Origin of the sequence: Ensifer sp. BR816 (assembly GCF_000378985.1) — a bacterium.
Lineage (GTDB): Bacteria > Pseudomonadota > Alphaproteobacteria > Rhizobiales > Rhizobiaceae > Sinorhizobium.
This window is the reverse complement of record NZ_KB905370.1, coordinates 949,938-968,329: the sequence shown is the minus strand read 5'-3', so window position 1 is coordinate 968,329 and position 18,392 is coordinate 949,938. Positions and strand designations below refer to the sequence as shown.

At 61.2% G+C, this 18,392-nt stretch carries 12 protein-coding genes, 1 tRNA gene, 2 rRNA genes and 2 pseudogenes; 6 read left to right on the top strand and 11 right to left on the bottom strand.

The genetic code is table 11. The features are described 5' to 3' along the window. Positions 1-239 precede the first annotated feature (239 nt). The 4 genes from RHIBR816_RS0104680 to RHIBR816_RS0104665 all read left to right on the top strand — a co-directional run bounded on the left by RHIBR816_RS0104680 (position 240) and on the right by RHIBR816_RS0104665 (position 6,886). Positions 240-3,036 (top strand): 23S ribosomal RNA (locus tag RHIBR816_RS0104680). Positions 3,037-3,269: 233 nt separating this feature from the next. Continuing rightward, positions 3,270-3,384: ribosomal RNA gene (rrf, locus tag RHIBR816_RS0104675) — 5S ribosomal RNA — on the top strand. A gap of 57 nt (positions 3,385-3,441) precedes the next feature. Beyond that, positions 3,442-3,518 (top strand) — tRNA-Met (locus RHIBR816_RS0104670). Between the two features lie 332 nt (positions 3,519-3,850). Next, positions 3,851-6,886, top strand: a complete 3,036-nt coding sequence (locus RHIBR816_RS0104665; RefSeq protein ID WP_018235378.1) for a PAS domain S-box protein — start codon at positions 3,851-3,853, stop codon at positions 6,884-6,886. 19 nt (positions 6,887-6,905) lie between these two features. Here the strand turns inward: RHIBR816_RS0104665 and RHIBR816_RS0104660 are convergent, their stop codons facing one another. Continuing rightward, the gene (locus tag RHIBR816_RS0104660) at positions 6,906-7,298 is read right to left on the bottom strand and encodes a response regulator transcription factor (protein ID WP_018235377.1); all 393 of its coding nucleotides are present in this window, start codon (positions 7,296-7,298) and stop codon (positions 6,906-6,908) included. 418 nt (positions 7,299-7,716) lie between these two features. On the opposite strand from RHIBR816_RS0104660, the gene RHIBR816_RS0104655 reads away from it, so the two are divergent. Next, positions 7,717-8,352, top strand: coding sequence for a response regulator transcription factor (locus RHIBR816_RS0104655; protein ID WP_018235376.1), 636 nt, complete (start codon positions 7,717-7,719; stop codon positions 8,350-8,352). A gap of 441 nt (positions 8,353-8,793) precedes the next feature. Here RHIBR816_RS0104655 and RHIBR816_RS0104650 read toward each other — a convergent pair whose 3' ends face one another. From RHIBR816_RS0104650 to RHIBR816_RS0104610, 9 genes and pseudogenes are all read right to left on the bottom strand, one after another. Further along, positions 8,794-9,132: a hypothetical protein gene (locus RHIBR816_RS0104650; protein WP_018235375.1), complete on the bottom strand. Its 339-nt coding sequence runs from the start codon at positions 9,130-9,132 to the stop codon at positions 8,794-8,796. A gap of 11 nt (positions 9,133-9,143) precedes the next feature. Next, positions 9,144-9,464, bottom strand: coding sequence for a hypothetical protein (locus tag RHIBR816_RS0104645; RefSeq protein ID WP_018235374.1), 321 nt, complete (start codon positions 9,462-9,464; stop codon positions 9,144-9,146). Positions 9,465-9,884: 420 nt separating this feature from the next. Beyond that, positions 9,885-10,256, bottom strand: a complete 372-nt coding sequence (locus RHIBR816_RS33685; RefSeq protein WP_018235373.1) for a hypothetical protein — start codon at positions 10,254-10,256, stop codon at positions 9,885-9,887. 225 nt (positions 10,257-10,481) lie between these two features. Further along, positions 10,482-11,050 (bottom strand): annotated as a pseudogene (gfa, locus tag RHIBR816_RS33680) (S-(hydroxymethyl)glutathione synthase). 84 nt (positions 11,051-11,134) lie between these two features. Further along, a pseudogene (locus tag RHIBR816_RS0104630) lies at positions 11,135-11,441 on the bottom strand (S-(hydroxymethyl)glutathione dehydrogenase); the annotation flags it as partial. A gap of 1 nt (position 11,442) precedes the next feature. Next, positions 11,443-13,005 carry an adenylate/guanylate cyclase domain-containing protein gene (locus tag RHIBR816_RS0104625; RefSeq protein WP_018235369.1) on the bottom strand — a complete coding sequence of 521 codons (1,563 nt, stop codon included), beginning with the start codon at positions 13,003-13,005 and terminating at the stop codon, positions 11,443-11,445. A gap of 15 nt (positions 13,006-13,020) precedes the next feature. After that, the gene (locus RHIBR816_RS0104620) at positions 13,021-13,392 is read right to left on the bottom strand and encodes a response regulator (RefSeq protein WP_018235368.1); all 372 of its coding nucleotides are present in this window, start codon (positions 13,390-13,392) and stop codon (positions 13,021-13,023) included. Positions 13,393-13,408: 16 nt separating this feature from the next. Further along, positions 13,409-16,174, bottom strand: coding sequence for a response regulator (locus RHIBR816_RS0104615; protein ID WP_018235367.1), 2,766 nt, complete (start codon positions 16,172-16,174; stop codon positions 13,409-13,411). Then, positions 16,171-16,929, bottom strand: coding sequence for a DUF3365 domain-containing protein (locus RHIBR816_RS0104610; RefSeq protein WP_026186641.1), 759 nt, complete (start codon positions 16,927-16,929; stop codon positions 16,171-16,173). The genes RHIBR816_RS0104615 and RHIBR816_RS0104610 overlap by 4 nt, the downstream gene beginning before the upstream one ends. Before the next feature lie 208 nt (positions 16,930-17,137). On the opposite strand from RHIBR816_RS0104610, the gene RHIBR816_RS0104605 reads away from it, so the two are divergent. Then, complete coding sequence (locus RHIBR816_RS0104605) at positions 17,138-17,470, top strand: hypothetical protein (protein WP_026186640.1); 333 nt, start codon at positions 17,138-17,140, stop codon at positions 17,468-17,470. A 77-nt stretch (positions 17,471-17,547) separates the two neighbouring features. On the opposite strand, the gene RHIBR816_RS0104600 is transcribed toward RHIBR816_RS0104605, so the two are convergent. Further along, positions 17,548-18,060: a DUF4304 domain-containing protein gene (locus tag RHIBR816_RS0104600; protein ID WP_018235364.1), complete on the bottom strand. Its 513-nt coding sequence runs from the start codon at positions 18,058-18,060 to the stop codon at positions 17,548-17,550. Positions 18,061-18,392 lie beyond the last annotated feature (332 nt).

Here is an 18,392-nt window from a genome sequence, read left to right as displayed (position 1 = left end):
TCTCGAGAAGCTGGTCTTAAGATATGGCCTCGAAGTCGCTCGGCGTGACTTCAATGAGGACCATATCGAACACGTCGATGGCATCTGACTGGCCCGGTTGTAAAAGGTAACCGGGCTGTTGGCTGGCGGTGCGGCACACTGAAAGGTGTCCGTATGGCCAGATTTGGCACCCCTTCGAGCGCAAGCGAGGAGGAAAGGTTTGCCAAATCCAACTAAGGATGAGCATTGGCAATGAGAACGATCAAGTGTCAAAAGGGCATTTGGTGGATGCCTTGGCATGCACAGGCGATGAAGGACGTGATACGCTGCGATAAGCCGTGGGGAGCTGCGAATGAGCTTTGATCCATGGATCTCCGAATGGGGCAACCCACCTTAGATGCTTGGAAAATTTAAGCCGTACGATGTACGGCTTAGGTTTCCAAGCATTGTTGAAAGGTATCTTATCCTGAATTCAATAGGGATAAGAAGCGAACGCAGGGAACTGAAACATCTAAGTACCTGCAGGAAAGGACATCAACCGAGACTCCGCAAGTAGTGGCGAGCGAACGCGGACCAGGCCAGTGGCAATGAGGAATGAAGTGGAACGGTTTGGAAAGGCCGGCCGCAGCGGGTGATAGCCCCGTACACGTAGAACACTCATTGTCCTTGAGTAAGGCGGGACACGTGAAATCCTGTCTGAACATGGGGAGACCACTCTCCAAGCCTAAGTACTCGTGCATGACCGATAGCGAACAAGTACCGTGAGGGAAAGGTGAAAAGCACCCCGACAAGGGGAGTGAAATAGAACCTGAAACCGGATGCCTACAAACAGTCGGAGCCCGCAAGGGTGACGGCGTACCTTTTGTATAATGGGTCAACGACTTAGTGTGACATGCAAGCTTAAGCCGGTAGGTGTAGGCGTAGCGAAAGCGAGTCTGAATAGGGCGCCTTAGTATGTCGCATTAGACCCGAAACCGAGTGATCTAGCCATGAGCAGGTTGAAGGTTGGGTAACACCAACTGGAGGACCGAACCCGCATCTGTTGCAATAGATTGGGATGACTTGTGGCTAGGGGTGAAAGGCCAATCAAACTCGGAAATAGCTGGTTCTCCGCGAAATCTATTTAGGTAGAGCGTCGACCGAATACCCCCGGGGGTAGAGCACTGGATGGGCTATGGGGACTCACCGTCTTACTGATCCTAACCAAACTCCGAATACCGGGGAGTACTAGTCGGCAGACACACGGCGGGTGCTAACGTCCGTCGTGAAAAGGGCAACAACCCTGACCTCCAGCTAAGGTCCCCAAGTCATGGCTAAGTGGGAAAGGATGTGAGGATCCCAAAACAACCAGGATGTTGGCTTAGAAGCAGCCATCATTTAAAGAAAGCGTAACAGCTCACTGGTCTAAATAAGGGTCTTTGCGCCGAAAATGTAACGGGGCTGAAGCCATGCACCGAAGCTGAGGATTTGCCGCAAGGCAAGTGGTAGCGGAGCGTTCCGTAAGCCTGTGAAGGGATACCCGTGAGGGGTCCTGGAGGTATCGGAAGTGCGAATGTTGACATGAGTAACGATAAAGAGGGTGAGAGACCCTCTCGCCGAAAGACCAAGGGTTCCTGCTTAAAGTTAATCTGAGCAGGGTTAGCCGGCCCCTAAGACGAGGCGGACACGCGTAGTCGATGGGAACCACGTTAATATTCGTGGGCCTGGTGGTAGTGACGGATCGCTTAACTTGTCTGGACTTATTGGATTGTCCAGGCTTGGACGTGGTCCCGGGAAATAGCTCCACCGTATAGACCGTACCCGAAACCGACACAGGTGGTCAGGTAGAGTATACCAAGGCGCTTGAGAGAACTGCGTTGAAGGAACTCGGCAAATTGCACGCGTAACTTCGGAAGAAGCGTGACCCCATTATGGGCAACCATGATGGGGTGGCACAGACCAGGGGGTAGCGACTGTTTATCAAAAACACAGGGCTCTGCGAAGTCGCAAGACGACGTATAGGGTCTGACGCCTGCCCGGTGCTGGAAGGTTAAGAGGAGGGGTGCAAGCTCTGAATCGAAGCCCCAGTAAACGGCGGCCGTAACTATAACGGTCCTAAGGTAGCGAAATTCCTTGTCGGGTAAGTTCCGACCTGCACGAATGGCGTAACGACTTCCCCGCTGTCTCCAACGCAGACTCAGTGAAATTGAATTCCCCGTGAAGATGCGGGGTTCCTGCGGTCAGACGGAAAGACCCCGTGCACCTTTACTATAGCTTTACACTGGCATTCGTGTCGGCATGTGTAGGATAGGTGGTAGGCTTTGAAGCGGGGACGCCAGTTCTCGTGGAGCCATCCTTGAAATACCACCCTTATCGTCATGGATGTCTAACCGCGGTCCGTCATCCGGATCCGGGACAGTGTATGGTGGGTAGTTTGACTGGGGCGGTCGCCTCCGAAAGAGTAACGGAGGCGCGCGATGGTGGGCTCAGAGCGGTCGGAAATCGCTCGTCGAGTGCAATGGCATAAGCCCGCCTGACTGCGAGACTGACAAGTCGAGCAGAGACGAAAGTCGGTCATAGTGATCCGGTGGTCCCGCGTGGAAGGGCCATCGCTCAACGGATAAAAGGTACGCCGGGGATAACAGGCTGATGACCCCCAAGAGTCCATATCGACGGGGTTGTTTGGCACCTCGATGTCGGCTCATCGCATCCTGGGGCTGGAGCAGGTCCCAAGGGTTTGGCTGTTCGCCAATTAAAGCGGTACGTGAGCTGGGTTCAGAACGTCGTGAGACAGTTCGGTCCCTATCTGCCGTGGGTGTAGGAATATTGACAGGATCTGTCCCTAGTACGAGAGGACCGGGATGGACATATCTCTGGTGGACCTGTTGTCCTGCCAAGGGCATAGCAGGGTAGCTATATATGGAATGGATAACCGCTGAAGGCATCTAAGCGGGAAACCAACCTGAAAACGAGTATTCCCTCGAGAACCGTGGAAGACGACCACGTTGATAGGCCGGGTGTGGAAGTGCGGCAACGCATGAAGCTTACCGGTACTAATCGTTCGATCGGCTTGATCGTTCCCATTGCTCATGCTCATCAAACGAAGTTTGATGATGCTATCTTCTGTCCTCACGCTGTCGGCCTTCGGCCTTCGCTGCGGACGGCGCGCCGGACCTCCGGCGGCTCGGCTCTGCCGGCTGCTGGAATTATCCGGATAAGACGCAAAAAGACGTGTTCAAAACGAAGCAAACGCTTCACCAGCTTCTCATCAGTTTGCGCGCCTCGGCGCGCAAAATCTTGCGCTTTGCCGACCTGGTGGTTCTGGCGGGGTGGCTGCACCCGTTCCCATTCCGAACACGGCCGTGAAACGCCCCAGCGCCGATGGTACTTCGTCTTAAGACGCGGGAGAGTAGGTCGCTGCCAGGTCTGCAAATCGCAAGAAAAACAAAACAATCATCTTCTCTTCCAGACTTCGCCCAATAACGCGGGGTGGAGCAGCCCGGTAGCTCGTCAGGCTCATAACCTGAAGGCCGCAGGTTCAAATCCTGCCCCCGCAACCAAATCTACGCCCATTCAAAAAGCGCCCTCCGGGGCGCTTTTGCCGTTTCGGGCCCCTCACGCAAACAATCCCGGCAGGAAGGCGGCACGGCGGGCACGCGCAGATCCCCGAACCTGTCATCGCACGCCCGCGCCCGCGCGCCGATCGAACCGGCCGTGCATTGCCCGAGCCCCTCCGCGGGCGCAATATAAGCAACGGAGAATATCAATCCGGGGGAACTCGGGGATCATGTTACGGCAACGCTTAGTCCTCCCCGTCGCAGGCGTCGTTCTCGTTCTATGCCTCGTATTGGCCGGTTTATGGATTTGGACGGGGAACTCTATCGTCTCCATCATGTCGGAGCGCCTGATCCGCGAGGTGACGCAAGCCGTCAATCGCGACGTCGGCCATCGGGTGCGCGCAGCCGAGAAGGCGGTAGCTCGCGTGGCGAACGACCTTGTCCGCCGCGATGTAGCGCTCCGCGATCGGGAGGCGGTCGCACGCGAGCTTTACGCTTCGCTGGCCGAGGAGCCGGATGTCGACTGGATGTTCTTCGGCAACGAGACCGGCGGGCTCGTTTCGGTCGGGCGGCTGGCGGATTCAAGCGTCGTGTTTCTGATGACCGATGACTTTCGCGCCGGCGTCGTGCACGAGTTCGAGGCCCTGGCCGGCGGCAGGATCGGCCGTTTGCGTAAATCGGAAGGTCCGTTCGATGCGCGCGGAAGGGCCTGGTACGTGAAGGCGAAGGAGACGCGCGCACACTATTGGACCGAACCCTATCTCGGTGTGGCCGAGCCGATTCTGGGCACCTCGCTTTCCGCGCCGGTTGTCGATGAGCACGGCAACTTCGTCGGGGTGGCCGGGATCGATCTCATCCTCACGCAAATTTCGAGGTCCCTGCAGACGCTCAATGTCGGCGACAATGGCCGTGCCTTTATCGTTGACGCCAGCGGCCATTTGATCGGAGCCTCGGGAGGCGTGTCGCCCGTCACTATCGGCGCCGATGGCGGGCATGTGCGCCTCCAGGCATCCGAGGCGACCGATCCAGTCGTCGGCGCGACCGCCGGCTACCTTGCCCGCCATCCAGCCGTCGCCGGGTCGTCCTCGGCCGGGCCGAGCGTGCTTTCCTTCAGCGATCCCGAGCGCGGCACGATCTATGCGGCGGTCGCCCGGGTCGAACCCGCTGCACTCAACTGGACCATCGTCTCGGCTGTGCCGGCTTCGGATTTCCTGACGCCTGTGTTCCGCGCGGCCCTTCTCTCCATCGGCGTCGGCGCCGCCATCATCGCCGGCTTCGTGGTTCTCGGACTTACGATGGTCGGACGCACCTTGCGGCCGCTGACGGCGCTAACGCAGGCGGCGCATGCGATAGCGAGCGGGGAATGGCGGGACGTGCCCAAGGTCCGCCGAAACGATGAAGTCGGGCTGCTTACAGAAGCCTTCTCCCTTATGACCTCCCGTCTCAAGGAGACGCTGGAGGGGCTGCGTCGAAGTGAGGCCAATTTCGCGGAGGCGCAGCGCGTTGCCCATGTCGGCTATTGGGAACGCGATCTCGGCACGGATTGTCTCACCTGGTCGGAGGAGACATACCGCATTTTCGGGCTGGCACCCCGCGCAGGCGCGGTCAGTCTCGTCGAAGCGGTCGATCGGATACATCCGGAAGATCGGTCGAGCTGGAGCAAGGCCGCCGCCGAAGCCGTTCGTGGCGAGTCGCGCTACGACCTTGAATACCGCATCATCCGGCCTACCGGCGAGCAGCGTATCGTCCACAGCCAGGGCGACTTGACCAGGGACATATCGGGCCGGCCGCTCAGCATGTTTGGCACGATCCAGGACATCACGGAACGCAAGCGGGCGGAAGAGGCGCTGCGCGACAGCGAGGAACAGTGGAGAGCCGTATTCGAGAACAATCCGACCATGTATTTCATGGTGGATGCGGCCGGCACGATCGTTTCCGTAAACCCCTTTGGGGCGGAGCAACTCGGCTACACGGTCGACGAACTGATCGGCCGTCCCGTCCAGGACGTTTTTTACGAGGCGGACCGGGACGCCGTGATGCGGCATGCGGCCGCCTGTCTCGAACATCTCGGCCAGGCGATGAACTGGGAGCTGCGCAAGATCCGCAAGGACGGCTCGATGCTCTGGGTTCGCGAGACGGCCCGATCGATGGTGATCAGGAAGCGGCCCGTCATCCTGATCGTCTGCGAGGACATTACCGAGCGCAAGCGCGCAGAGGAGACCGCCCGGCGCAGCGAAGAGGAACTTCGCGAGGTGATCGAGACAGTTCCGGCGATGGTGTGGACCGCCTTGCCCGATGGCCGCGTCGATTTCATCAACCGGCGGTGGCAGGAATTCACCGGTCTGTCGCTCAACGGGGCGCCGCCGGCGAACTGGGAACCCGAAGCCCGGTTCCACCCGGACGACGTCGAGCACTACATGTCCAGATGGCGCGCGTCGCTGGTCACGGGGCGCCTCTTCGAGGCCGAGGTGCGGATCCGCCGGGCGTCGGACGGCGAGTATCGCTGGTGGTTCGAAAGTGCCGTGCCGCTCAGGGACGAGCACGGAAGCATTGTCAAATGGTACGGTTTCCTCGTCGATATCGAAGATCGAAAACGGGCCGAGGAAGCGCTGCAGCAGACGCAGGCGGAGCTTGCCCATGTCACGCGCGTAACGACGATGGGCGCCCTGACATCCTCGATCGCCCACGAGGTCAATCAGCCGCTGGCTGCCGTGGTCACCAACGCCAACGCCGCCCTGCGCTGGCTTGCAGGCCAGCCACCCAACCTCGAGGAAGCGCGGCAGACGCTGGGGCGCATCGTCCGGGACGGCCTCCGCGCCGGCGAGGTGATCGGCCGGGTGCGCGGCCTCCTGAAGAAGACGGCGACGGTCACGGCGCAGGTAGACCTGAACGGCCTTATCGAAGATTCGGTAGCGCTCGTCCACGGCGAGGTCCGCGGCCACCGCGTCACGCTGCGGACCGAACTGGCTCAGGACCTGCCGCCCGTTGCAGGCGACCGGGTGCAACTGCAGCAGGTCATTCTGAATCTGGTGATGAACGGCATCGAGTCCATGAAGAAAGTGGCGGACCGGCCACGCGAGTTGCTGATCACGTCCAGGTCCGAGGCATCCGGAATGGTGTTGGTGGCGGTGCAGGACACCGGGGTCGGACTGGAACCGAAGGATGCGGAGCGGGTGTTCGAGGCGTTTTACACGACGAAGGCCGAGGGTCTTGGCATGGGCCTGGCCATCTGCCGTTCGATCATCGAGGCGCATGGGGGCCGGCTATGGGCCGAAGCGAACGAACCCTGGGGAGCCGTGTTTCAATTCAGCCTGCCTTCGGATCCGGGCGACAGCGATTCCGCTGCGGTGGACGTAGAAGGATCGCCGTAGCGGGGAAGCGAGCCGGGCATCAATCACCTTCGACGTCGCTCCGGCGTTCCAGCGCTGAGCGGATACAGTTCAGCAGTTCCTGCTCGCCAAACGGCTTTTCCAGATAGCCGACAATGTCCGGGCTCAGCCCGCGCGCCCGCAAATTCTCGTTCGGATAGGCAGTGATCAGAACGGTCGGCATGCTCACGCCCTGGTCGATGAGCCGGCGGTGCAGTTCGAGCCCGCTCATGCTTGGCATATGGATGTCCGTAACCAGGCAGTCCGTGTCGCGAAGACGGGGGAAGGCAAGGAAATCGTCGGCGGATGAAAAGGCCTCCGCGTCGAACCCCAGCGATCGCATAAGGCCCGTGGTCGCCTCGCGCATCGACTGGTCGTCATCGACGATCGCAATGAGAGGCTTCTTGGTTGGCACTGCCGCCTCCAAATACGCGATGGCGTCCTAGCGGAAATCGAGCGTTGCTGAGCAGATCGTAACTTACAGCAGCAAGCGGGGGCGACAAAGGCAGAGGAGCCTATACAATGGTATAGCTTTTCGGGAGGGTCGTCGCGACGAGCCTGAATTGCCGGGCTCGCGGGTGCCGGCGATGCCTGCTCGGCAGGGCCCGGACGCTCTGGCCGCCAGCCCCATCGCCCGTAAATGACCTTGTGGCCGAGATAATTCGGGAGCATGCTGAGCTACGAAACCGTTTCGTTTCGGGACTGGCTGAGGAGAGGGGAGTGTTGACATCGCGTCACCGGCGCTCTGTCGCTTCGGCTCCGCGCGATGCCGCAGCGGCGGGTGCAGACAGATCGCTTCCACGAGGCCGGGCTCCCTGTTGGGGAGCGGCGACATGACCGAGGGGCCTGCAACCGTCATCGTCATCGATGACGATCCGGCAATTCGCGAGGCGCTCGGCAGCCTGCTGCGATCCGTCGGCTTCGAGGTGCAACTCCTCGCCTCGGTGAGCGACCTCCTCAGCGCAGGTCGACCAGCCGGGCCGGCCTGCCTCGTGCTCGACGTCCGGCTGCCCGGGCAAAGCGGCCTTGAATGTCAGCGGGAGCTGTCGCGGCGAAACATTTACCTCCCGATCGTCTTCATCACCGGGCATGGCGATATTCCCATGTCCGTGCAGGCGATGAAAGGAGGGGCGATCGAGTTCCTGACGAAGCCGTTCCGCGATCAGGATCTGCTCGACGCCGTTCACGTCGGCCTTGCCCGCGACCGTGCCTGGCTTGAGAATGAAAAGGCGTTGTCCAGCTTGCATGCAAGTTATGAAAGCCTGACCCCGCGGGAGCGCGAAGTGATGGCTTTGGTGGTGGCGGGACGGCTCAACAAGCAGATCGCCGGCGATCTGGGTGTCAGCGAAATCACGGTGAAGGTCCACCGCAGCCAGGTCATGCAGAAGATGCGGGCGAAGTCCTTGCCGGAACTCGCCCGCATGGCGGACAAGCTGAAGCTCGCGCCAGAAAATCCTCAAGGCTCATAGGTTCGTATAAGACACGATTGCCCCACGTATAGGTCATCCCCTCCGCTCCGATGTCCGATCCTTCCTCCGGGCCAATAGCCGTGGCGGACGTTTGCTGTTACCCTCAGGATACTTCTTCCCGTCGGGCCAATTGCTTCCAGATCGGCCCGCTTTGCGCCCCTCCCCATGCCGGAGGGGCTTTTTTTGACGGCATCGAGCTGCGCGGTCATAGATGTTTGATCCCAGGCTTTGATGGAGATCCTTGTCTTCCGAATCAAAGGATGCGCTATGGGCCAGGTTCTGCATGGGAGCGCCACGACGACAGAAGATGGTGCAAGCCTCGGCGCGCGTTGCTTGCCCTAAAGCTCGTCGCATTCAATCATATTCATGCGACGCACTTTGGTTCTTTGTTTTTGTGCAGTCGATGTCCCAAAACCGCTGCACACTTTTGGGCGACATGCACTAATGTATGGTCAAGGACTGCGCCGGAGGGCTGAATTCTTCCTCAACCAGCCGGACGAGCTCCAGCGAGTACCAGGAAAGGCCGAAGCGTGTTCCGGTGACGTATAGCGTAAAGGCGGATGTCCGGGCGGGCATAGCTCCGTGATGCGCGGTCGGCTCCCGTGGCGTGACGCAAAAGGTCATCAAATGCGCTTCCGAGTGCGGATTCGGCCGTGGCGCATAGGCGGGCGGCATGTAGAGCGGATGGCCCGGCAGGGCGGTCCAGCCTTCCGATACGCGCTGGGAGAACAGCTGCAACGGGAGCAGATCGATTTCGATGCTGTTGGGTTCCTGTGTCATGGTCACAATCCCTAGAAGGAACGCGGAGGAACGAAGAGGCAGATGGTGCGCCCCGTGGGCTCGCCCGCCACGGTGCAGTGGTGAAACTGCCCATCCGGGCTGTTCTTGATGCGCGTGTCCCGCGGCATGATGAGCTCGCCAGTCAGCTTGATGACATAGCCGCGGGGGCCTTCGAGAACGGCCTGATCTCGCATTTCGCGGCAGTCCATCCCGCTGCAGCAGGAGAACGGATAGGTCCATCCGTTCGGCTGCGCCGCCGTCGGCGTCGCATCATGCGCAACTGCCGGAACGGCTGTCGCGACGGCAAGGAGAACCGCTGCTGGCTTGCTCATAATCCATACCTCAGCTTGAGCCGCTTCCGCAGCGCCCTTTTGATCATGGCGCCTTTGGAAACCGCTCTCCGCGGGAATATGTATAGCTGAGCATAGCAGCAGGCGCCCCGCCGGAACTATTGATCGGGAGGACGGATCGGATATCAACGAGAAGGGGATCCCCTATACGGCAGTTTAATGCATGCCGCCCAAAGTGTGCGCCGGTTTCGGGAGACGGAATGGAGATGACCAAGAACAAGGCGCGCGGCGTTTGCAACTAGGATTGAATGCGCCGCGCTTGAGCACGCGGAAGGGGACCAAGCTGGCGCGCTTCGCCCTCCGGAACTCGCCGTTGGGAGGCGGCCCCTTACTCAAATCCACGAATACCGGCCGGAAACCTCAGCCCCTGTCACTGTGGGACAAGCGTTCACTTCTCGCCGATCAGACCCTTGATTTCCGTCTCTTCATGCAGCCCGCCTCGTCGCCGGCGTCCGCCATCTTGCGGGCCTCGGCCGCCAAGGTGCTTGGCTTGTCGGTGCTTTCCCCGGTCCGGGTTCCGGTTACCTGCTCCTGGTGGGGCGAGATCGCTTCGGTCTGGGTACCGGTCGATCCGGTTATTTCCGTTCCGACGTCCTTCTTCTGTTCGCCGGTGGTAACTTCTTCCTGGTGCTCCGTAACCGCCCCGCCGGAACCGCCCGTTTCCGCGGATACGATAGCCTGGTCGAGCTTCTCGAGTTCCTGGCGGCAGTCCGCGAATGCCGGCGCAGCCAGAAGAAGGGGGACGGCGGTAGCCGCTATGAGACGTATCGACATTTTGCTCTTCGCTCGCTGTTGGGGGACGCAATGCGTCCGTTATCCTCTGCGGGCCAAACAAAGCTCTGCGCGAAGAGTCCTGACTGTGTTTAGATTCAACGCGTGCTTGAATTTTCACGGATTTTGCGCGCGAGCGTCATGCGCGCTCTACGCCCGTGTAAGGACCGTTACAGCGCGCCTTGTTCAGCGCGCTGTATGACGGCATCGACTCGGGTGTTGCGCCGATCAGCCGGAAAGTGCGCCCGATTTCTTCGCGACCCAGGTCGCCACATAGTCCATCAGGGGTGGCGACAGGCAATCATAGGGCTCCAGTCCAAGCTCTCTCAACCGGCCGCGAATGCCATCCATGCGGCTGGGGTCGACGCCCGCTTCGATGATCGAGGACACGAAGGCCGCAAAGCCGGGCGGTGCCCAGCCCGCCTCCTGGAAGCGCTCGGGGTGAATGAAGTCCAGCCCCTGGAAGGCATGCTCGCGCTCCACCGGCCCATACATATGAACGCCGCACTCGCGGCAGGCATGCCGCTGGATCAGCGCCGAGGGATCGACCACTTGCAATTTGTCGCCATTCTCGAGCACGCTCACCGCGGAACAACCGCGACAATCGAGAAGTACGCCCCGCCGGGCTTCCAGCATTTGGTGCAGCCGCAGGCGTGGTTGTGGGCGATCTGCCCCTCGATCCTCACCTTGACCCGCCTGTCCGTGCAGGCGCAGACCAGCGTGCCTCCGGCAAAGTCCGGGCTGGCCGCCCTGATGCCGCCATCCACCGCCGGATGAATTCGAATAGAACTGTCCATTGCGTGTCCTCCCTGTTGTGCCGAAGCCCAATTCCTCTCGGCTGCTGTGGCGCTTCGGTTGGTCCCAGCGGCCCGCAGATACGCTCAGTAGATCACCACGCTTCGGATGCTCTTACCCGAATGCATCAGCTCGAAGCCCTTGTTGATGTCCTCGAGCGGCATCGTGTGGTGATCATCGGTCGATCTCGATCTTGCCCTCCATGTACCAGTCGACGATCTTCGGCACGTCGGTGCGGCCGCGGGCGCCGCCGAAGGCGGTGCCCATCCAGGCGCGGCCGGTGACCAGCTGGAACGGCCGGGTGGAAATCTCCTGGCCGGCGCCGGCCACCCCGATCACCACCGACTTGCCCCAGCCGCGATGCGAGGCCTCGAGCGCCTGGCGCATCACCTTCCTATCGCACGAGATAGGTCTCGATCTTGCCGATGCCCTTCAGATCGAGGGCGCATCGCGGCTCGAGTGTCCACCGGCCATGCAGGGCGCGCCTCGTCGCCTCCGAGATCTGCACGTTGTCCGGCACCCCTTGCGATTCGAGGCGGCTCGCAATGTTCACCGTTTCTCCCCAGACGTCGTAGACGAAACGAAGCCGGCCGATCAAGCCGGCGACCACCGGCCCGGTATGGACGCCGATGCGAACCCGGAAGCCGTCGCCGCCCGAAACCGGTTCCTGCAACGATGCCAGCATCGCCTTGCCGAGCGCCACGATCCGGTCGGCGTGGTCCACCGAAGGTTCCGGGATCCCGCAGGCAGCCATATACGCATCGCCGATCGTCTTGATCTTCTCCACCCCATGCTGCTCGGTCAGGAGATCGAACGTGCTGAACATCCTGTCCAGCCGCCGGACCAGGTCGGAGGGCTGCAGCCTTGCGGCGATGGGCGAAAAGCCGACGATGTCGGCAAACAGAATCGACACCTCTTCGAAGCGATCGGCGATGATTTCCTCGCCGCCCTTTAGCCGGGCAACGATCTGGTCGGGCAGGATTGCATGAATGAGAGAATCGGCACGCCGCTTCTCCGCCTCGATCTGCTCGAGATAGCGATGCTCGCGGTCGTGCCAGCGCTTCTTCTCGAGGGTTGAGTTGATACGCGCCCGAAGCAGGACGGGATTGAACGGCTTCGTCAGATAGTCATCGGCCCCCGCTTCGATGCAGCGGGCCACCGCGGCGACCTCGTTCAATCCCGATATCATGATTACCGGAATGTGCCGCCGTCGGTTCTCGGCCTTCAGCCGCGACAGGACTTCGACGCCGTTCATGTCCGGCATCAGGATGTCGAGCAGAATGAGGTCGAACTCGTCCTCCGCCAGGTTCGCAAGCGCGGAACGGCCGGAATCGGCGGTGACGACACGATGGCCCTCGCGCCGAAGGCGACGGGAGAGCAGGTCGCGATTGCTGGCGACGTCATCGACGACGAGAACCCTGCCGCCCTGTACGGGCCACGCATCACGCTCGTCCTTGAACAGCAGCCGTTCAAGCGCGGCCGCGTCGATTCCGGTTTGGTCTCTTGGCTGAAGCGCTTCGATGGTTCCCCCGCGCGAGAGACCGGCGATCGCATCGACCTGTTTCAGGAGCTCGGCCGCCGCCGCAAGGATCACGCCGAGATCCTCTTTCAGCGTGCGCGGCTGCAGATCCCCTGCCTCTTCGAGGATCATTTCGGAATAGCCGATGATGGCGTTGAGCGGCGTGCGCAAATCGTGGCGCAGCTGGGACTCGGCCTCGGCTCCGGCTCCCTCCGGGCAGGACGCCTGGTCGTCGAGCAAGCCCCCGATCAGGCCGTTCAATTGTCTTGCTGCGGCGCCGATGCGCTCCAGGTCGGCGAGCAGATCGACCAAACCCAGATCCCGCGCCTGTTCGTGCAGGAGTTCCTGAAATCCCAGGATCGCCTGTGCCGGGCCGGCCATCCGCTGCGCCACATGGGTGGCGAGAGCCTGACGCTGGAATTCGTTCCCGACACTCATTTTCTCAAACGCCGTTCAATGAGACGCAGTGAGCAACTGCTCGATCTTGCGGACAAGCTGCGATAGGTCGACCGGCTTGCTGTCATAGTCGTCGCAGCCGGCATCGAGCGCCATGTCCCGATCGCGCGCCATCGCATGGGCGGTCAACGCGATGACCGGTATCGTAGAGGTGAGCGGGTTCGCCTTGATCTGTCTGGTCGCTTCCCAGCCGTCCATCACCGGCAGGCTCATGTCCATCAGGATCAGATCCGGCCGCTCCGCAGCGGCAAGCTCGACGCCGGCCTTTCCATTCTCCGCAATCAGCACGTCGAAGCCGCGGCGAGACAGCCGCCGTGAAAGCATGTCGCGGTTCATTTCGTTGTCTTCCACCAGAAGGATTCTCGTCATTTCAAGGTCCTCCGGCCTATTGCATGTCGCCAGCGGCCGGCTGACCGGCGGTCTCACGCGATGCGATCTGGCGCTCCAGGGCTTCGACCAGTTGCGACCGGCTGTTTGCCCCCTTGTTCACGACGGCGACCGCCCGGTCGCGCAGCCACCGCAGTTCGTTGGCCGAGAGGTCCTTCGACGTGACCACGACGACCGGGATGTTCTGCAGCTCCGGGATCCGCTGCATCTCGCTGAGTGTCTGGAATCCGTCCATCTCCGGCATCAGGAGATCGAGCAGCACCAGGCGCGGCAGCAGCCGTTTCATCATCTCGAGACCGCGCACGCCATCGCCTGCCTCGTGGACCTTCCAGTTCCGCTTCACCAGAATACGCCGCAGGAACTCGCGCGAAGCCTGATCGTCGTCGATGACGAGCACGTCGCGGTTTCCGCCGCCGCAAGCCTCGATCGTCCGGATCAGCTTGTCGGTGTCGATGGGCTTGGTCAGATATTCGACCGCGCCAAGCGACAGGCCGAGGTCGCGATCCGCCAGAATTGTCGCCAGGATCACCGGGATCGTGCAGAGTTCAGGGTCGCTCTTCAACGTGCGCAGCACCGACCAGCCGTCCTGGCGCGGCATGATGATGTCGAGGATGATGGCGTCGGGCCGATACTCGCGGGCGACGGCTATTCCTTCCGGCCCGCTTGCCGCCTGCATCGAGGCGAGCCCCGCTTCGGCGAGCGCCTTTGCGATCAGGTTGCGGGCGGCCGGGTCGTCGTCGATGATGAGTGCGGTGCGGCCCGGCTGAATGATTTGCGATGGTTCGGCTGTCCGGACCTCTTCGGTTTCCCGCCGGCATTGCGCCGGCACTTCCATGGTGAAGACCGAGCCTTTTCCGACTTCGCTTTCGACATTGACGACGCCGCCGATCATCCGGCTGAAACTGCGGGTGATGCTCAGCCCCAGACCGGTTCCGCCGTAGTTGCGGGTGGTGGACGCATCGGCCTGCGTGAAGGCGTTGAAAAGCCGTTCCTGCTGCTCCGGCGTCATGCCGATGCCGGTATCGGAGACTTTGAAGACAAGCCAATCGCCGTCCGCTCGCGCCTCGCGCCGGGCGGAAAGCGTGACCTTGCCGCCATTGGTGAACTTCGCCGCATTGCTGAGCAGGTTGAAGAGGTTCTGCCGCAGCTTGGTCTGGTCCGAGTGCATCTCGCCGAGGTCGCCGTCGATGTCCTGCACGAAGGCGTTGCCGTTCTTTGCCATCAGCGGTGCGACCGTCGCACGCACGTCGCCAAGCAGTTCGGCGACGCCGAAGGTTTCGAGGAAGACTTCCATCTTGTTCGCCTCGATCTTCGACAGGTCGAGGATGTCGTTGATGAGCGACAGCAGATGCCGGCCGGCCGAGGCAATCTTCTCAAGGTCGGGGACCAGTTCGTCCTCGTTGTGATCGCGTGCCTCCTCGATCAGCATCTCGCTGTAGCCGATGATCGCATTCAGGGGCGTGCGCAATTCGTGACTCATGGAAGCGAGGAAGCGGCTCTTGGCCTCGCTTGCCGCTTCGGCATTGCTTTTCGCCCGCTCGAGCTCGACCTGCCTCCGCTTGAGTTCGGTGATGTCGGTATAGACGGCGACCGTTCCGCCGTCGGGGATCTTGCGCTTGGTGATGCGGACCCACTTGTCGTCGAACCGCCTCTCGTCGACGAGACCCGCCGGATCCTGGTGGAGACGCAGCCGTTCCTCGATCCACTCTTCCGGCGACCTGCCTTCGAGGTCGACTCTTCCCCTGGCGACGTTCTGCTCCAGAATTTCGCGGAAGCTCTTGCCGCGCAGTTCGTTGGGCTTGTGGCTTGGGAATATCTCGCAATATTTGCTGTTGGCGACCAGGATCCTGTCATCCGGATCATAGAGGACGAATCCGTCGGAAATCGCCTCGAGCGCCGCGGCGATCGTCCGCCTTTGCCGCTCGGCTTCGTCCTCGAGCTTCTTCTTCTCGATCGCGTTCTGCTGGAACAGCGAAAGCGTCTTTGCCATTGCTCCGAATTCGTCGCCGCCCTCCTCGGGGATCTGCACGTCATAGCGGCCTTCCGTCAGGTCGCCGATGACATGATTGAGGCGTCGAAGCGGACCGACGATCGAGCGCAAAACGAGGAGCGTGAGCAGCGATCCGATCAGGACGACGCCGCCCACCAGGATGGCGGCGGTCGTGGCGGTCTTCTGCGTCTGCGCCACGACCTCGTTGCGGGCGGCTTCGGCATCGGCCTTTACCTGCTCGACGAGCCGGTTGAGATTGGCATCGACATGGCCGCTATGGGTGCGCGCTTCCGCCAGAAGCGTGTTGCCGAGGATTCGATTGTCCGCTGTATAGCTTTCCGTCGCCTGCAGCGCCGTTTCGACATAGGCGTCGATTTCCGTGCGGATCTCCCGGACCGCGTCTGGAGAATGCTGGGCAAGGCGATCCAACTGGACCTGCAGGCGCTCGCGCGCCTGCTCGGCATTGCGCTGCGAGTTCATCAGCAGGCTGACGGAGAGATCGGTCAGCCAGTATCTGAGATCGCCGAAGGCGACATGTGCCGCCGCCGCCGACGCGGCGCGGTCGAACAGTTCCTGGGTCTCGGCCATCCGTGCGGCGCTGCGATGGAGGGCCTGGGTGAGAAAGACCGACGAGAGGACAAGGCTGATAAGGCCGGCCGCGGTCAGCGTCGCGACGCGGGCGGAGATCGGCAGATTGGCAAGCCGGCCGGCAAGGCTCTTGGCCTGCGCCGGCGCAGCCTCGACGGGCCGCAGCCGCTCTCCCAGCGCGCTCATTGGAACAAGACGATGCTGATCGCACCGCCCAGATCGCCCGCTTTGCCGCCCTCCTTTGGATAGCCGGTGACGTCGATTTCGCCCTTCGGAGCACCGTGACAGGTGAGACAGGAATCGGTGTAATATTCCGGCAGCAGCATGCGGAAAGCAGGGCGGCCATTCACCTCCGTCACTTCCGTATAGCTATCCCCCTTCGGTCTCTGCGGATCCGGGAACACCTCCTTGATGACCTTCGCCTCCCAGTCGTCGGGAAGTGACTTGCGATTGCGCACCAGGACCTCCGGCGCTGTCACACGCACAAGGGCCTCGTTTCCCACCTTGGCGGCGAATTTTTCGTTCATCAGCCGTGCGAAAACGGCCGGGACAAAGCCTTTGAAGGCGATGCCGGGCCGGTTTATGTCGTCCTGGTGCTCGTCGATCACCTCACGCATCGCCTCGACCTGTGCCTGCAGCAGCTTGCGGTCGCGCTCGGCCAGTTCGTCGGAGATCAATTGACTGCCGGTGCGCTTGCCGTAGAGGGCAATCGCCTCCGCAGTGAAACGCTCGCCATCGAGATGTTTGTCCGTAACGGCCGGATCGTTGATGAGCGCCTGATAATTCGAAAGGACGCTCCGGGCCGCCCTCAGCAATTCGGCGAGCCGCGTCCCGGTCGCTATATCAGCGGCCTCTTCGGCCGCCACTGGCGACGAGAGAAGCATACAGGCGGATAGACCAGCGAGAATGCAGTTTCGTGCGAAGACAATGAGAGCTTCCATGTTGCTTTCCCTCCGCAAGGAAGCACAAGGCGGAAAGATATCACAGGAAGCCCATTGGAAGGAGTCATCTCTGGAACAGGGCTGGCCCCGCCCTCATCGCGAGAAGTGTCCATTTTTGGTGGCTACGAGCGGGAAACCAGAAATGCGTTGTGGGCCTCTCCGCCATGCGTAGTGTACGCGGGCTCAATTCCGGGCAGGGGACTCCTTCATGAAGCATATTGTTTTGGTTGCCGCCAGCGTGGCGGCGTTCGCCTTCTCATCGGCGGCTCAAGCCGAGGACCTGATCTTCACCTTGAAGAACGACACGAGCGCGACGCTCGTTCGTTTCCATACGTCGCCGGTCGGGGTAGAGGAATGGGAAGACGACGTGTTCGGCAGCCAGGTTCTGGAGCCGGGCGAAACGATCGAACTGACGATCGCCGACGGCCGCGACGTGTGCGAATACGACATGCGTTTCGAGTTCGATGAGAACTCCGATCTCGAGACGACCGTGGACAAGCAGGATCTCTGCAAGCTGGGCTCCTACACAATTCACGAATGACGACGCTGTGAGCGAAGGGCGATCCCGCTTCGGCAGCGGGATCGCCCTTCAACGTTGGTCATCCATCATCACGCCGGCTACCGGCCGGATGTGGGTTTGAACGGCCAGAGGCGAACAATCCTTTGCCAGAGACTGTCGAACGATTTCCAGGCCCTGACATGCGTCTGCATCGCCGATGTCGCCTGAAGCAGCAACGGTGAAAAATCACCAGGCTCTTGAGAAAGATAGGGCAGCACGTAAGCTTCTATGTCCGCACGGGCTTCGGCTACCGCGCGCCGGATGCTCGCCGTGTCCTTCGGCCGATAGCGGTACCAATGATCCTGCCGCTCGGCACGCAGAAAGCCGATGCGCAGGCGAGCCCGGCATTCATGTTCGGCAAGCCTCGTCCTTGTCGGCCGGGTGTCGGGGGTCACGCCGATGTTGATCGTGAAGCGGGAATCAAGCTCGGTGTTGTTCATCGACCGCTGGACGGAGATGACCTGAACGACGCCCTCCATGCGCCGGTTCCAGGTCTGGTCATGGCGCAGAAAACCGACCGTCCTGAGGTACGGGGCCAACTCCTCGCCGATCACGCGTTCAAACGCACTCATCCCTGCAAATCGACTTTGACGGAACAATTGCCCGGCAGCCGGGCACGCATCTTCTTAGCGGATCGGCACGACAGAGTCAGCGCCGCTTACAGAATGCCCTGACCGGTACCGGTCAGGGCGATTTCTGTTTTTCGAGGTGCGGAAAAGAAGCAGTGGCACGGCAATGCGACCGCAAACGCTACGGGCCGATCAGACCAGGCATCGTCTTTGGTTGTACCAGCGCGGAAAGAAACATACATGGTTGCATCGCTTTTGCAACTAGAAATTAGGGGTTCGGAAAGGGACGCCCCAAGATTTGCGCGGGTTCTTTCCGGTGGTCATGCGCCATTTCA

What these genes read in the sequence shown, in the direction of transcription:
- RHIBR816_RS0104600 (WP_018235364.1), bottom strand. Translation starts at nt 18,060, where the DNA reads ATGAGTGCGTTTGAACGCGTGATCGGCGAGGAGTTGGCCCCGTACCTC.
- RHIBR816_RS33685 (WP_018235373.1), bottom strand. Translation starts at nt 10,256, where the DNA reads ATGTCGATACGTCTCATAGCGGCTACCGCCGTCCCCCTTCTTCTGGCT.
- RHIBR816_RS0104625 (WP_018235369.1), bottom strand. Translation starts at nt 13,005, where the DNA reads ATGAGTGTCGGGAACGAATTCCAGCGTCAGGCTCTCGCCACCCATGTG.
- RHIBR816_RS0104645 (WP_018235374.1), bottom strand. Translation starts at nt 9,464, where the DNA reads ATGAGCAAGCCAGCAGCGGTTCTCCTTGCCGTCGCGACAGCCGTTCCG.
- RHIBR816_RS0104605 (WP_026186640.1), top strand. Translation starts at nt 17,138, where the DNA reads ATGAAGCATATTGTTTTGGTTGCCGCCAGCGTGGCGGCGTTCGCCTTC.
- RHIBR816_RS0104655 (WP_018235376.1), top strand. Translation starts at nt 7,717, where the DNA reads ATGACCGAGGGGCCTGCAACCGTCATCGTCATCGATGACGATCCGGCA.
- RHIBR816_RS0104610 (WP_026186641.1), bottom strand. Translation starts at nt 16,929, where the DNA reads ATGGAAGCTCTCATTGTCTTCGCACGAAACTGCATTCTCGCTGGTCTA.
- RHIBR816_RS0104620 (WP_018235368.1), bottom strand. Translation starts at nt 13,392, where the DNA reads ATGACGAGAATCCTTCTGGTGGAAGACAACGAAATGAACCGCGACATG.
- RHIBR816_RS0104650 (WP_018235375.1), bottom strand. Translation starts at nt 9,132, where the DNA reads ATGACACAGGAACCCAACAGCATCGAAATCGATCTGCTCCCGTTGCAG.
- RHIBR816_RS0104615 (WP_018235367.1), bottom strand. Translation starts at nt 16,174, where the DNA reads ATGAGCGCGCTGGGAGAGCGGCTGCGGCCCGTCGAGGCTGCGCCGGCG.
- RHIBR816_RS0104665 (WP_018235378.1), top strand. Translation starts at nt 3,851, where the DNA reads ATGTCGGAGCGCCTGATCCGCGAGGTGACGCAAGCCGTCAATCGCGAC.